The organism is Streptomyces sp. WELS2, assembly GCF_013870595.1.
Classification (GTDB): domain Bacteria; phylum Actinomycetota; class Actinomycetes; order Streptomycetales; family Streptomycetaceae; genus Streptomyces.
This window is the reverse complement of record NZ_JACBWZ010000126.1, coordinates 1-12,071: the sequence shown is the minus strand read 5'-3', so window position 1 is coordinate 12,071 and position 12,071 is coordinate 1. Positions and strand designations below refer to the sequence as shown.

Genomic DNA, 12,071 nt, shown 5'->3' with positions numbered 1-12,071 from the left:
CGAGGAAGGCGGCGATGGTCAGCAGCACGATCGTGGCGCCGGGCGGGACGTCCTGGTAGTACGAGGTGACCGTGCCGCTGACGGTCACGGCCACGCCGATGGCCACGGCGATCACGAAGGTGACGGTGAAGCTGCGGGTGAGCTGCTGGGCCGCTGCCACGGGCACCACCATCAGCGCGGACACCAGCAGGAGTCCGACCACCCGCATGGCGACGGTCACGGTGACGGCCGCGGTGACGGCCGTCAGCAGGTTCAGGGCGCGCACCGGCAGGCCCGTGACCCGCGCGAACTCCTCGTCCTGGCTGACCGCGAACAGCTGGCGGCGCAGTCCCAGGGTGACCAGCAGCACGAAGCCGGCGAGCACGCAGATCGCGGTCACGTCGGACGGGGCGACCGTGGACAGGGAGCCGAACAGGTACGAGGTCAGGTTGGCGTTGGAGCCGCCCGGCGCCAGGTTGATCAGCATCACGCCGCCGGCCATGCCGCCGTAGAACAGCATGGCCAGGGCGATGTCGCCGCGGGTGCGGCCGTACCAGCGGATCAGCTCCATCAGGACCGCGCCGAGCACGGACACGGCCGTCGCCATCCACACCGGGGAGGTGGAGAGCAGGAAGCCGAGGCCGACGCCGGTCATGGCGACGTGTCCGATGCCGTCGCCCATCAGGGCCTGGCGGCGCTGGACCAGGTAGATGCCGACCGCGGGCGCGGTGATACCGACCAGCACGGCGGCCAGCAGCGCCCGCTGCATGAAGGCGTAGTTCAGGAATTCCATCAGCTCAGCAGTCCCGTGCGGATCGGTTCGGTGCCCGCCGGCGCGTGCGGGTGTACGTGGTCGTGGCCGGGCAGGGCGTGCTGGCCGACCGCGCGTGGCGGCGGGCCGTCGTGCAGGACGCAGCCGTCGCGCAGGACCACCGCCCGGTCGATCAGCGGCTCCAGCGGGCCCAGTTCGTGCAGCACGAGGAGGACCGTCGTACCGGCCTCGACCTGCTGCCGCAGGGTCTCGGCCAGGACCTCCTGGCTGGCCAGGTCGACGCCGGCCATCGGCTCGTCCATGATCAGCAGCTCCGGCTCGGAGACCAGCGCGCGGGCGATCAGCACCCGCTGGTGCTGGCCGCCGGACAGCGCCGTCACCGAGTCCTTGGCGCGGTCGGCCATGCCGACCAGTTCCAGGGCGCGCCGCACGGCCTCCCGGTCGCTCTTGCGGAAGGGCCCGAAGCGGGTGCGGGCGAGCCGGCCGGAGGAGACGATCTCGGCGACCGTCGCGGGGACGCCGCCCGCGGCCGTCGTGCGCTGCGGTACGTAGCCCACGCGCGCCCAGTCGCGGAAGGACCGGCGCGGGGTGCCGAACAGCTCGACCGTGCCGCCGCTGACCGGCACCTGGCCGATGATCGCGCGGATGGCGGTGGACTTGCCGGAGCCGTTGGCGCCGAGCAGCGCGACGACCTCGCCGCGGCCGACGGTCAGGTCGATGCCGCGCAGCACGGGCCGGGCGCCGAGTTCGGCCCTCACCTCGCGCAGCGCTATGACGGGTTCGCCGGTGGTCATGGTGCCTCCCGTGCCGTTCACGCGGCGCCCAGGGCCTGCTGGAGCGCCTTCAGGTTGGCCCGCTGGACCGAGAAGTAGTCCTGGCCGCGGGAGTGGTCGGTGATGCCCTCGAGCGGGTCGAGGACGTCGGTCTTCAGACCCGTGTCGTGCGCGAGGGTCCTGGCGGTCTTGTCGCTGACGAGGGTCTCGTAGAAGACCGTGGAGACGCCGTCCGCCTCGGCCATCCTCTCCAGGTCCTTGACCCGGGCGGCGCTCGGCTCCGACTCGGGGTCGAGGCCGTTGACGGCCTCCTCGGTGAGGCCGTAGCGCTCGGCGAGGTAGCCGAAGGCGGCGTGGGTGGTGATGAAGACCTTGCTCTTCGTGTGCGCGAGGCCGCTCGCGAACTCGGTGTTCAGCGCGTTCAGCTGCTTCACCAGGGCGGCGGTGTTCTTCTTGTAGTCGGCCGCGTGGCCGGGGTCGGCCTTCTCGAAGGCCTTGCCGACGCCCTCGGCGACCTGGGCGTAGCGCACCGGGTCGAGCCAGATGTGCGGGTCCTTGCCCGCCCCCTCGCCGCCGTCGTGGCCGTCGTGCCCGGCCGCGTGGCCGCCGACCTCGTTGCCGTGCTCCTCCAGCGTGGTCAGACCGGCGGCGTCGATCTTCGTCTTCACCGGGGACTGGGCCACCGCCTCGTCGACGGAGGGCTGGAGGTCCTTCAGGTACAGCACCGCCTCGGAGTCCTCCAGGGAGGCGATCTGCCGCGGGCTCAGCTCCAGGTCGTGCGGTTCCTGGCCGGGGGAGGTGAGGGTGGTGACGTGGACGTGGTCCCCGCCGATGCGCTCGGCGAGGAAGGTCATCGGGTAGAACGACGCGACGACGTCGAACTTGTCGGTCCTGCCCGCTCCGGCAGCGTCGCCGGAGCAGCCGGCGAGGGTGGCGGTACCGAGCGCGGCGGCCGCGGCCATGGCCGCGGCGGGTATGAGGCGTCGTCGTACGTTCATGACAGTCATTTTCAACAAATATGGAAACCGTTGTCAACAACGCTCGTCATACGGTCTGGACAGGGGCCGATTTGGTCGTGGGGGAGCCTGCGCCGGTAACCTGAATCATTCGCTGGAAGCATCTCGCTTCAACGCCCGTCGTCGTTAATGAAGAGAGCACCGTGGCCGCCGACAAGATCGACACCATCGTCAGCCTGAGCAAGCGCCGTGGCTTCGTTTTCCCGTGCAGTGAGATCTACGGCGGCCAGCGTGCCGCCTGGGACTACGGACCGCTGGGTGTCGAGCTCAAGGAGAACATCAAGCGCCAGTGGTGGCGCTACATGGTGACGTCGCGCGAGGACGTCGTCGGTATCGACTCGTCCGTCATCCTGGCTTCCGAGGTCTGGGTCGCCTCCGGCCACGTCGCCACCTTCACGGATCCGCTGACCGAGTGCACCTCGTGTCACAAGCGGTTCCGCGCCGACCACCTGGAGGAGGCGTACGAGGAGAAGAAGGGCCACGCCCCGGCGAACGGCCTCGCGGACGTCAACTGCCCGAACTGCGGCAACAAGGGCCAGTTCACCGAGCCCAAGCAGTTCTCCGGCCTGCTGTCCACCCACCTCGGCCCGACCCAGGACTCCGGCTCCGTCGCCTACCTGCGCCCCGAGACCGCCCAGGGCATCTTCACCAACTTCGCCCAGGTGCAGACCACCTCCCGCCGCAAGCCGCCGTTCGGCATCGCCCAGATGGGCAAGTCGTTCCGCAACGAGATCACGCCGGGCAACTTCATCTTCCGCACCCGCGAGTTCGAGCAGATGGAGATGGAGTTCTTCGTCAAGCCCGGCGAGGACGAGCAGTGGCAGGAATACTGGATGGAGCAGCGCTGGAACTGGTACACCGGCCTGGGTCTCCGTGAGGAGAACATGCGCTGGTACGAGCACCCGAAGGAGAAGCTCTCCCACTACTCCAAGCGCACCGCCGACATCGAGTACCGCTTCCAGTTCGGCGGCAGCGAGTGGGGCGAGCTGGAGGGTGTCGCCAACCGCACCGACTACGACCTCTCCGCGCACGCCAAGGCCTCCGGCCAGGACCTCTCCTACTTCGACCAGGAGGCCGGCGAGCGCTGGACGCCGTACGTCATCGAGCCGGCGGCGGGTGTCGGCCGCACCATGCTGGCCTTCCTCCTGGACGCCTACGTCGAGGACGAGGCGCCCAACGCCAAGGGCAAGATGGAGAAGCGGACCGTCCTGCGGCTCGACCACCGCCTCGCCCCGGTGAAGGTCGCGGTGCTCCCGCTGTCCCGCAACCCGGAGCTGTCCCCGAAGGCCAAGGGCCTCGCCCAGGCGCTGCGGCAGCACTGGAACATCGAGTTCGACGACGCCGGCGCCATCGGCCGCCGCTACCGCCGTCAGGACGAGATCGGTACGCCGTACTGCGTGACCGTCGACTTCGACACCCTCGAGGACAACGCCGTCACCGTGCGCGAGCGTGACTCGATGAAGCAGGAGCGGGTGTCGCTCGACCAGATCGAGGGCTACCTGGCGCAGCGTCTGCTGGGCGCCTAGTCACGACCGCGTGATGCCGGGCGGGCCGACAGCGGCCCGCCCGGCATTCGTGTGTCCGCGCCCCGCTCAACGGCCCTGGAGCGCCTTGACGTTGTCGCCGAACGTCCAGTTCTTCGAGCCGTCCCAGTTGACGGACCAGGTCATCAGGCCCTTGAGCGAGCCGCCGTAGTTCCGCCAGGCCTGGGCGACCAGGGACGGGGACATGTAGCCGCCGCCCGCGCCGGGCTGGGCGGGCAGCCCCGGGACCTGCTTGTCGTAGGGCACCTTGATCGTCGTGCCCTGCACCACCAGGCCCTTGTTCAGACAGTCGGTCTGCGCGGTGAAGCCCTGCACGGTGCCCGCCGAGTAGGAGTCGCCGGAGCAGCCGTACATGCTGCCGTTGTAGTACTGCATGTTCAGCCACCACAGCCGGCCGTTGTCCGCGTACTTCTTGATGACCGGCAGGTACGCGCCCCAGATCGACCCGTAGGTGACGCTGCCGCCGGTGACGTACGCCGTCTCCGGGGCCATCGTCAGGCCGAAGTCCGACGGCATCTGGGCGAGGATCCCGTCGATGATCCGGATCAGGTTGGCCTGGGACGGGGACAGCTGGCTGATGGTGCCGCTGCCGACCAGGCCCGTCTCTATGTCGATGTCGATGCCGTCGAAGTTGTACTTCTTCAGGATCGGCACGATCGTCGCCACGAAACGGTCGGCGACGGCCTGGGACGACAGGTCGATGCCGGCCGCCGCGCCGCCGATGGACAGCAGGATCGTCTGGCCGGACGCCTTGGCCTGGCACATCTCGGCGGGCGTGGCCACCTTCACGCCGGCGTCCATGCCGTCCTCCCACAGCGCGGTGCCGTCGGAGCGGATCACCGGGAAGGCCGCGTTGATCACGTTGTAGCCGTGGGCGGGGATGCGCGAGTCGGTGATCGGGGTCCAGCCGAAGGGCGGGTGGACGCCGTTGGCGGAGCCGTCCCAGTTCTCCCAGTAGCCCTGGAGCACCTTGCCCGCCGGCCGCGACTTCACCGCGCAGGTGTCGGCGGCGGAGGCGGCGGAGGCGGTGGGCGCGGTGGCGATCGCGAGCGGGGCGAGGACGGCGCCGGTCAGGGCGGCGGTGAGCAGGCGCAGGGTGCGGCGGAGCATCGGGCCTCCCGGCGGGTCGGGTCGATGTCGGGGTCGGGTCGGTCTCGGGCTGGGATGTCGCAGACATGACACTGCGCTGGTCCAGACCTTTCGTCAAGAGGTCTGGACCAGCGCAGTCGGGGCGAGGGGTGACGGTAGGCACTATTGGACTGACAGGTGACAGATATTGAAATCTGTCACCTGTCATGCCACAGTGGAGGCATGACGATGCGAACCCGAAACCTCGGCACCACCGGCCCCCGGGTCTCCGCCCTCGGCCTCGGCTGCATGGGCATGTCCGGCATGTACGGCGAGGCGGACCGCGCCGAGTCGATCGCCACCATCCACGCGGCCCTGGAGGCCGGCGTGACCCTGCTGGACACCGGCGACTTCTACGGCATGGGCCACAACGAACTGCTGATCAACGAGGCGCTGCGCACCGCCCCCGCCGCACTGCGGGAGAACGCGCGGGTCAGCGTGAAGTTCGGCGCGCTGCGCGGCCCGGACGGCGACTGGTACGGCTTCGACGGGCGCCCGGCCGCCGTGAAGAACTTCGCCGCCTACTCCCTCCAGCGCCTCGGCGTCGACCACATCGACGTCTACCGTCCGTCCCGGCTCGACCCGGACGTCCCCATCGAGGAGACCGTCGGCGCCATCGCCGAACTGGTCGACAAGGGGTGGGTCCGGCACATCGGGCTCAGCGAGGTCGGCGCGGACACCATCCGCCGGGCCGCCGCCACCGCCCCCATCGCGGACCTCCAGATCGAGTACGCGCTCATCACCCGGGGCCCCGAGCGGGAGATCCTGCCCACCCTGCGCGAGCTGGGCATCGCCGTCACCGCCTACGGCGTGCTCTCCCGCGGGCTGATCTCCGGCCACGTCTCGGCCGGCCAGGGATTCGCCGCGAACGACTTCCGCGCCCACTCGCCCCGCTTCCAGGGCGACAACCTGCGGCACAACCTCAGCCTGGTCGAGTCCCTGCGGAAGATCGCGGAGCAGAAGGGCGTCTCCGTCGCGCAGATCGCCATCGCCTGGGTGCTCTCCCGGGGCGAGGACATCGTGCCGCTGGTCGGCGCCCGCACCCGGCAGCGGCTCGGCGAGGCGCTGGGCGCGCTGGACGTGACCCTGGAGGAGGCCGACCTCGCCGCCATCGAGGCCGCCGTGCCGGCGGACGCGGCGGCCGGTGACCGGTACGCGGCGGAGCAGATGGCGATGCTCGACAGCGAACGCTGACGGTCGTGCCGGGTACCGTCTAGGCATGCCTTCGACCACCGAGACCCTGACCGCCGAGCGCATCCTCGAAGCCACCGAGGAGGTGCTGCGCCGCCACGGCCCGGCCAAGGCCACCGTGGTCGACGTGGCCCGCGCGCTCGGCGTCAGCCACGGCAGCGTCTACCGCCACTTCCGCACCAAGGCGGCGCTGCGCGAGGCGGTGACCAAGCGCTGGCTGGACCGCACCTCCGAGCGGCTCGCCGGCATCGCCGCCGCCGGGGACCTCGCCCCGGAGACGCGGCTGCGGCAGTGGCTCGCGGCCCTCTTCGAGGCCAAGCGGCACAAGGCGGGCGACGATCCCGAGCTGTTCGCCACGTACACCGTGCTCGTCGACGAACTCGGGAGCGTGGTCCACGACCACATCGCCGACCTCACCGGCCAGCTGACCCGGATCATCGCGGCGGGCGCGGACTCGGGCGACTTCACCGCCCCCGACCCGGCCACGGCGGCCCGCGCCGTCTTCCACGCCACGGGCCGCTTCCACGACCCGGCCTACGCCCGCGAGTGGACGACGCCGGGGATCGAGGAGGAGTTCGAGGCGGTGGTGGGGTTGCTGGTGAGGGGGTTGCGGGCGGCGGGGTAGGCGGCCTTGGGGCGGCTGGGTCCTCGGGCCGGGGCCGCCATGGCGGACGCCCGCCCGGCTTCGACGGGGAGACCTGTAAGCAGCGCAGCACCGTTGAACGGCGGACCAGAGGGTCCTTACTGTTTGTGGCCGTTGCCGTGTCCGTCGGGGTGCAGGACCACCTTGGTCCAGCCCTCGTCACGGGCGTCGAAGTGCTCGTAGGCGGTGGGGGCCTCGTCCAGGCCGAGTTCGTGGGAGACGACGAAGCCCGGCTTCGCCTTCCCGCCGACGATCAGGTCCCGCAGTGCCCGGTTGTACTTCTTCACCGGCGCCTGCCCGGTGCCCATGTGCTGGCCCTTGAACCACATCATCCCGAAGTCGATCGGGACCTTGCCTTCGGCCTCCAGCTCACCCTGAGCTTCCGCACCGCCGGGATCCTGGGGCAGGAAAACGCCCACCACGCCGATGTCGCCGGTGAACCTGACCGAGTCGATCAGTCCGTTGAGCGTGAGGCTGGCGTCCTCGTGCCCCTGGGGGTCGTGCGCCTGGTAGCCGACGCATTCGCAGCCGTTGTCGGCGCCCAGACCGAGGGTGGCCTCTTTGACGACCTCCGCCGGGTTCTGCTCGGCGGTGTTGATGGGAATGGCTCCGATCTCCTCCGCCTTGCGCAGCCGATCGGGGTGGTGGTCGGCGGTCCAGACGCGGCCGGCGCCCTTGAGGAGGGCGGAGTAGGCCGCCATCAGCCCGACGGGGCCGGCACCGAAGACGATGGTCTGGTCGCCCGGTTTGACGTGGGCCATCTCGGTGGCGTGATAGCCGGTGGGGAAGATGTCGGCGAGCATGACGTAATCGGTCTGCCGCTCGGCGGCGTCCTCGCCCAGACGCAGCGCGTTGAAATCGCCGTAGGGCACGCGCAGCAGCTCCGCCTGGCCGCCCTGGTAGGGGCCCATCTCGGCGAATCCGTAGGCGGCTCCGGCGAGGGCCGGTGTCGGCTGCATGGTCAGGCAGTAGTTGGTCAGACCCCGCTCACACTGCTTGCAGAAGCCGCAGGCGATGTTGAAGGGCAGGACCACGTACTCGCCGACCTGGACCTTGCGGACGGCCGAGCCGACCTCCACGACCTGGCCCATGTTCTCGTGCCCCAGGGTGCGGCCGGACTCGAAGGAGGTGCGGCCCTCGTACATGTGCAGGTCCGAGCCGCAGATGTTGGTCGAGGTGATCTTGACGATGATGTCGCAGGGGTGCTCGATCTTCGCGTCCGGTACATCCTTCACTGTGACCGTCCGCGGTCCTTCATATACCGCTGCTTTCATGATCAGTTCCCTTGGTGCCGCGGCATGACAACGGCACGGCAATGATGAGACGGCCCGAAGAGCCCGGCTCTCGGAAGCTGCTACGACGGGGTCCGTGGCTCCGGCACGCCTCTGCGGGCCGTTCACCCGGATCAGGTGGACGGTGGTTCCGCCACCGGCCCGCCAGGCGGAACTCCGGCGCTCCGGCGGTGTGCGGGCCGGGTCCCCGTCGGCCCCCGACGCGAAACAGCCGCGCACCGGTCGATCAGGTCGTTCCACCGAAACCGCCCGGTGCAGCGGGCGTGGGCTGGTCCGAACGGCCGCCGTGTGCAACCGGTGGGCTTCCCTGGACCAGACCGTCCCGGCCGGGGCCGGCGCTCCCTTCGAGGAGGGCATACTCGTCGGACGTCCCGACCAGGAGGCAGCGTGATCACGCTCGAGCCCGAGACCATCCGTACCGCCCGGCTGGACTTGCTTCCGCTGCGGGTCGGGCACGCCGGGGAGATGGCCGTGGCGCTGTCCGATCCCGGGCTGCACGCCTTCATCGGGGGCACGCCGAGCACCGTCCAGGAGCTGCGCGCCCGTTACGAACGTCTGGTGGCCGGCTCGCCCCGGCCCGGGGAATCGTGGTGCAACTGGGTCGTCCGGCTCCGCGACGCGGCCTGCCTGACCGGGTATGTCCAGGCGACGGTCACCGCCGACGAGCGCGGAGCCGTCGCGGAGATCGCCTGGGTGGTGGGGACCCCCTGGCAGGGGCGCGGCATCGCCTCCGAAGCCGCCCGGAGTCTCGTCGCCTGGCTCCGGAAGCACCCGGTGCACACGGTCGTCGCCCACATCCACCCCGGGCACGGGGCATCCGCCGCCGTCGCCACCGCGGCCGGCCTCGCCCCCACCGACCGGTGGCACGACGGTGAGGTCAGATGGCAGCTGACGATCAGCTGACCGCGCACACAGGGGCGCATGTGGTGGGGGCCGTCGCGCTCCTTTGCTCCCGTGTGCGCCTTATGGCCTCGGCGGGGGCAGGGCGATCCTGGCCGTCAGGAGCGGCACACCAAGGTGAGTGTTCTCATGACTACGGCCAACCCTGACGACAACTCCACGGCGCCGGCCGGTCCCGGTGACAACTCCACGACACCAGCCGGTCCCGGTGACAACTCCTCGACACCCGGCGACCCGCCGCACCCCCCGTGGTGGAAGAAATGGCTCAGTGGGCCGGCGGCGCTCGCGTACGCGGTCGCCGTCGTGGGGGCGGTGGTCACCGCCGTGGTGACCCCGGTCGGGGACCACGTGCTGAACTCGCTGTTCGACGGGCCGTCCTGCCCCGGCGACGGAGCGGCCTGCGACGGCAAGAACCCGCAGAACCAGGGGTGCGCCGAGGACGCGGGGACGTTCAAGCCCACCGCGGGCAATCCCGCGCATCTCCAGATCCGCTACAGCGAGGACTGCGAGGCGGTCTGGGCGAAGATCACGCAGGGGAACCCCGGCGACCAGGTGACGATCAGTGTCACGGGCGGCAGGACGCGGACCGCCGAGATCGCCTACGACCACGACCAGTTCACCCATATGGTGACGGTCCCGGACGGCGAGTTCCGGGTCACCGCGTGCGCGGTGCCGAGGCCCGGCGGCAAGAGCACCTTCGAGCGGTACTGCATCCAGGCGACCGAGGCCACCGCCTGGCGGTGACCGCGCGGGTCACGCCCCCTTCGACGCCGTCTCCGCCACCGGACGTATCTCCGCCGTCTCCAGGCTCGCCGCCGTCCGCTCGGCCGTCCGGTGCGCCCAGCGGCCGGATGTCAGCAGGCCGAGGCCGAGGACGGCGAGGCCGCAGCCGGCGAGGATCCACCAGCCGGGGCGGGCCGCCGGGACGAACGTGTGACGGTACGACGACGAGCCGATGCCGGAGGCCAGGACCGCGCCGATCACCGCGACGCCGAGCGTCGAGCCCAGCTGCCGGCTGGTGGAGGCGACGGCGGCGGCGACCCCCGCCTGGGCGCGGGGCATGCCCGACACCGCCGTGTTGGTGATCGGCGCGTTCACGAAGCCGAAGCCGATGCCGAAGAGGGCGTAGCCGAGCAGCAGGGTGGCGTTCGACGTCTCCGCCTCGAACGCGGCGAACAGGACCCCGCTCGCGGTCATCGCCGCACCCGCCACCAGCAGGGAGATCCGCGGGCCGCGGCTGCCGACCAGCCGGCCGGACAGCGGGGCGCACACGAACGTCGGCACGGCCATCGGCAGCATCCACAGGCCCGCGTGCAGGGCGTCGAGGCCGCGTACGTTCTGCAGGTACAGGGTGGACAGGAACAGGAAGCCGCCCAGCGCCGCGAACGCGCTGATCGCGATCACGGTGGCACCGCTGAACGGGGCCGAGCGGAAGAAGCGCAGGTCGATGAGGGGTTCGGCGCGCCGGGGCTCGTACCACAGGAGGGCCAGCAGCGCGGCAACGGCGATCGCGGCGAAGGGGGCGACCGGTCCGGCGCCGGATTCCGGGGCCTGGATGATCGCGTACGTCAGCGCGCCGAACAGGGCGATCACCAGCAGCTGGCCGACCGGGTCGGGGCGGCGGGCCCGGGGTGCGCGGGACTCGGGGACGTAGCGCAGGGTGAGCAGCAGGGCCGCCAGGCCGACCGGGAGGTTGAGCCAGAAGATGGCGCGCCAGCTCACCGACTGCACCAGCAGCCCGCCGACCAGCGGGCCCGCCGCCATGGAGATGCCGACGACCGCGCCCCACACGCCGATCGCGCGGGCGCGTTCGCGGGGCTCGGTGAAGGTGTTGGTGATGATCGACATGGCGACCGGGTTCAGCATCGAGCCGCCCACCGCCTGGACCATGCGGAACACGACGAGGAGTTCCAGGTTCGGCGCCAGGGAGCAGAGCACCGAGCCCGCGGTGAACAGGGCCAGACCCGCCATGAAGACGCGCTTGCGGCCGATCCGGTCGGCGGTGGAGCCGGCGAGCATCAGCAACGAGGCCAGGACGAGCGTGTAGGCGTCGATGGTCCACTGGAGTCCGGAGGTGGTGGCGCCCAGGTCGCGCTGCATCGCGGGCAGTGCCACGTTCAGGGCGGTGGTGTCCAGGCTCACGATCAGCAGGCTCATGCAGCAGATCGCGAGGACGAGCAGGCGGCGGCGATGGCTCAACTCGGGCATGTCCGCCATCGTACGCGGATGTCGATAGTGTGTCTAACTAATGAGTCATACATGATCTCTGCCGGGCAGCCGGAGACCGAGCACCAACAGCCCCGCCAGCCCGGCCGCCTGCACCGCCAGCACCACCGCCAGCGCCCCGCGCATCCCGGCCCCGGGGACCAGCGCCAGGAACAGCGAGCCGAGCGTCGCCACCCCGACCGCCAGGCACGACTGCTGGAGCGTGGCCGCAAGGCCGCTGCCCGTCCCGGCCAGCCGGTCCGGGATCGCCGCCAGCAGGAACCGGAAGTACAGCGGCAGCTCGAGACCCTGGCCGACCCCGCACAGCGCCAGGCCCGGCGCCAGCGCGAGCGGCCCCAGGTGCGGCCACGGGCCCAGCAGCGCCGTCGCGGCCATCGTCGCCAGCCCCGCGATGTGCGCCACCGCCGCCAGGGCCACCGCCCGCCCGCCGAACCGCGCCACCGCGCGCGGCGCCAGCATCGACGCGGCGAACTGCGCCACCCCCATCGGCACCAGCGCCAGCCCCGCCCGCAACGCCCCGTACCCGAGCCCCTGTTGCAAGGTCACCGCCGTCACGAACATCCAGCCCGCGAAGCCCGTGAAGACCGGCACCCCCAGCAGCAGGCCC

General features: G+C 71.0%; 11 protein-coding genes and 1 pseudogene. 5 read left to right on the top strand and 7 right to left on the bottom strand.

Annotated elements, in window-relative coordinates; translation table 11 throughout:
* The 3 genes from H5J33_RS10980 to H5J33_RS10970 form a co-directional block, all read right to left on the bottom strand.
* A partial coding sequence (locus H5J33_RS10980) for a metal ABC transporter permease (protein WP_181794709.1) occupies positions 1 to 772 on the bottom strand: 772 nt, incomplete at its 3' end.
* Complete coding sequence (locus tag H5J33_RS10975) at positions 772 to 1,545, bottom strand: metal ABC transporter ATP-binding protein (RefSeq protein WP_181794708.1); 774 nt, start codon at positions 1,543 to 1,545, stop codon at positions 772 to 774. The genes H5J33_RS10980 and H5J33_RS10975, both read right to left, overlap by 1 nt.
* 17 nt (positions 1,546 to 1,562) lie before the next feature.
* The gene (locus H5J33_RS10970; protein ID WP_181794707.1) at positions 1,563 to 2,522 is read right to left on the bottom strand and encodes a metal ABC transporter substrate-binding protein; all 960 of its coding nucleotides are present in this window, start codon (positions 2,520 to 2,522) and stop codon (positions 1,563 to 1,565) included.
* 161 nt (positions 2,523 to 2,683) lie between these two features.
* Between H5J33_RS10970 and H5J33_RS10965 the strand changes: the two genes are divergently transcribed.
* The gene (locus H5J33_RS10965; RefSeq protein WP_181794706.1) at positions 2,684 to 4,066 is read left to right on the top strand and encodes a glycine--tRNA ligase; all 1,383 of its coding nucleotides are present in this window, start codon (positions 2,684 to 2,686) and stop codon (positions 4,064 to 4,066) included.
* Positions 4,067 to 4,132: 66 nt separating this feature from the next.
* Here the strand turns inward: H5J33_RS10965 and H5J33_RS10960 are convergent, their stop codons facing one another.
* A complete protein-coding gene (locus H5J33_RS10960) occupies positions 4,133 to 5,194 on the bottom strand; it encodes a chitinase (RefSeq protein ID WP_181794705.1) in 1,062 nt (353 codons plus the stop codon).
* 201 nt (positions 5,195 to 5,395) lie between these two features.
* On the opposite strand from H5J33_RS10960, the gene H5J33_RS10955 reads away from it, so the two are divergent.
* Both H5J33_RS10955 and H5J33_RS10950 read left to right on the top strand, forming a co-directional pair.
* Positions 5,396 to 6,406 carry an aldo/keto reductase gene (locus H5J33_RS10955; protein ID WP_181794704.1) on the top strand — a complete coding sequence of 337 codons (1,011 nt, stop codon included), beginning with the start codon at positions 5,396 to 5,398 and terminating at the stop codon, positions 6,404 to 6,406.
* Between the two features lie 25 nt (positions 6,407 to 6,431).
* Positions 6,432 to 7,028, top strand: coding sequence for a TetR family transcriptional regulator (locus H5J33_RS10950; protein ID WP_181794703.1), 597 nt, complete (start codon positions 6,432 to 6,434; stop codon positions 7,026 to 7,028).
* A gap of 116 nt (positions 7,029 to 7,144) precedes the next feature.
* Here the strand turns inward: H5J33_RS10950 and H5J33_RS10945 are convergent, their stop codons facing one another.
* On the bottom strand, positions 7,145 to 8,320 hold the full coding sequence (locus H5J33_RS10945; protein WP_181794702.1) for a glutathione-independent formaldehyde dehydrogenase: 1,176 nt from the start codon (positions 8,318 to 8,320) through the stop codon (positions 7,145 to 7,147).
* Between the two features lie 405 nt (positions 8,321 to 8,725).
* Here H5J33_RS10945 and H5J33_RS10940 point away from each other — a divergent pair, with 405 nt between their 5' ends.
* Both H5J33_RS10940 and H5J33_RS10935 read left to right on the top strand, forming a co-directional pair.
* Positions 8,726 to 9,241: a GNAT family N-acetyltransferase gene (locus tag H5J33_RS10940; RefSeq protein WP_181794701.1), complete on the top strand. Its 516-nt coding sequence runs from the start codon at positions 8,726 to 8,728 to the stop codon at positions 9,239 to 9,241.
* A 126-nt stretch (positions 9,242 to 9,367) separates the two neighbouring features.
* A complete protein-coding gene (locus tag H5J33_RS10935) occupies positions 9,368 to 9,982 on the top strand; it encodes a DUF2690 domain-containing protein (protein ID WP_181794700.1) in 615 nt (204 codons plus the stop codon).
* Between the two features lie 9 nt (positions 9,983 to 9,991).
* On the opposite strand, the gene H5J33_RS10930 is transcribed toward H5J33_RS10935, so the two are convergent.
* Positions 9,992 to 11,446: an MFS transporter gene (locus H5J33_RS10930; RefSeq protein WP_181794699.1), complete on the bottom strand. Its 1,455-nt coding sequence runs from the start codon at positions 11,444 to 11,446 to the stop codon at positions 9,992 to 9,994.
* Between the two features lie 45 nt (positions 11,447 to 11,491).
* A pseudogene (locus H5J33_RS10925) lies at positions 11,492 to 12,071 on the bottom strand (MFS transporter); the annotation flags it as partial.

Bases quoted from the DNA above. Each gene is read 5' to 3' on its own strand.
- H5J33_RS10975 (WP_181794708.1), bottom strand. From the start codon at position 1,545: ATGACCACCGGCGAACCCGTCATAGCGCTGCGCGAGGTGAGGGCCGAA.
- H5J33_RS10970 (WP_181794707.1), bottom strand. From the start codon at position 2,522: ATGAACGTACGACGACGCCTCATACCCGCCGCGGCCATGGCCGCGGCC.
- H5J33_RS10960 (WP_181794705.1), bottom strand. From the start codon at position 5,194: ATGCTCCGCCGCACCCTGCGCCTGCTCACCGCCGCCCTGACCGGCGCC.
- H5J33_RS10955 (WP_181794704.1), top strand. From the start codon at position 5,396: ATGACGATGCGAACCCGAAACCTCGGCACCACCGGCCCCCGGGTCTCC.
- H5J33_RS10950 (WP_181794703.1), top strand. From the start codon at position 6,432: ATGCCTTCGACCACCGAGACCCTGACCGCCGAGCGCATCCTCGAAGCC.
- H5J33_RS10945 (WP_181794702.1), bottom strand. From the start codon at position 8,320: ATGAAAGCAGCGGTATATGAAGGACCGCGGACGGTCACAGTGAAGGAT.
- H5J33_RS10935 (WP_181794700.1), top strand. From the start codon at position 9,368: ATGACTACGGCCAACCCTGACGACAACTCCACGGCGCCGGCCGGTCCC.
- H5J33_RS10930 (WP_181794699.1), bottom strand. From the start codon at position 11,446: ATGCCCGAGTTGAGCCATCGCCGCCGCCTGCTCGTCCTCGCGATCTGC.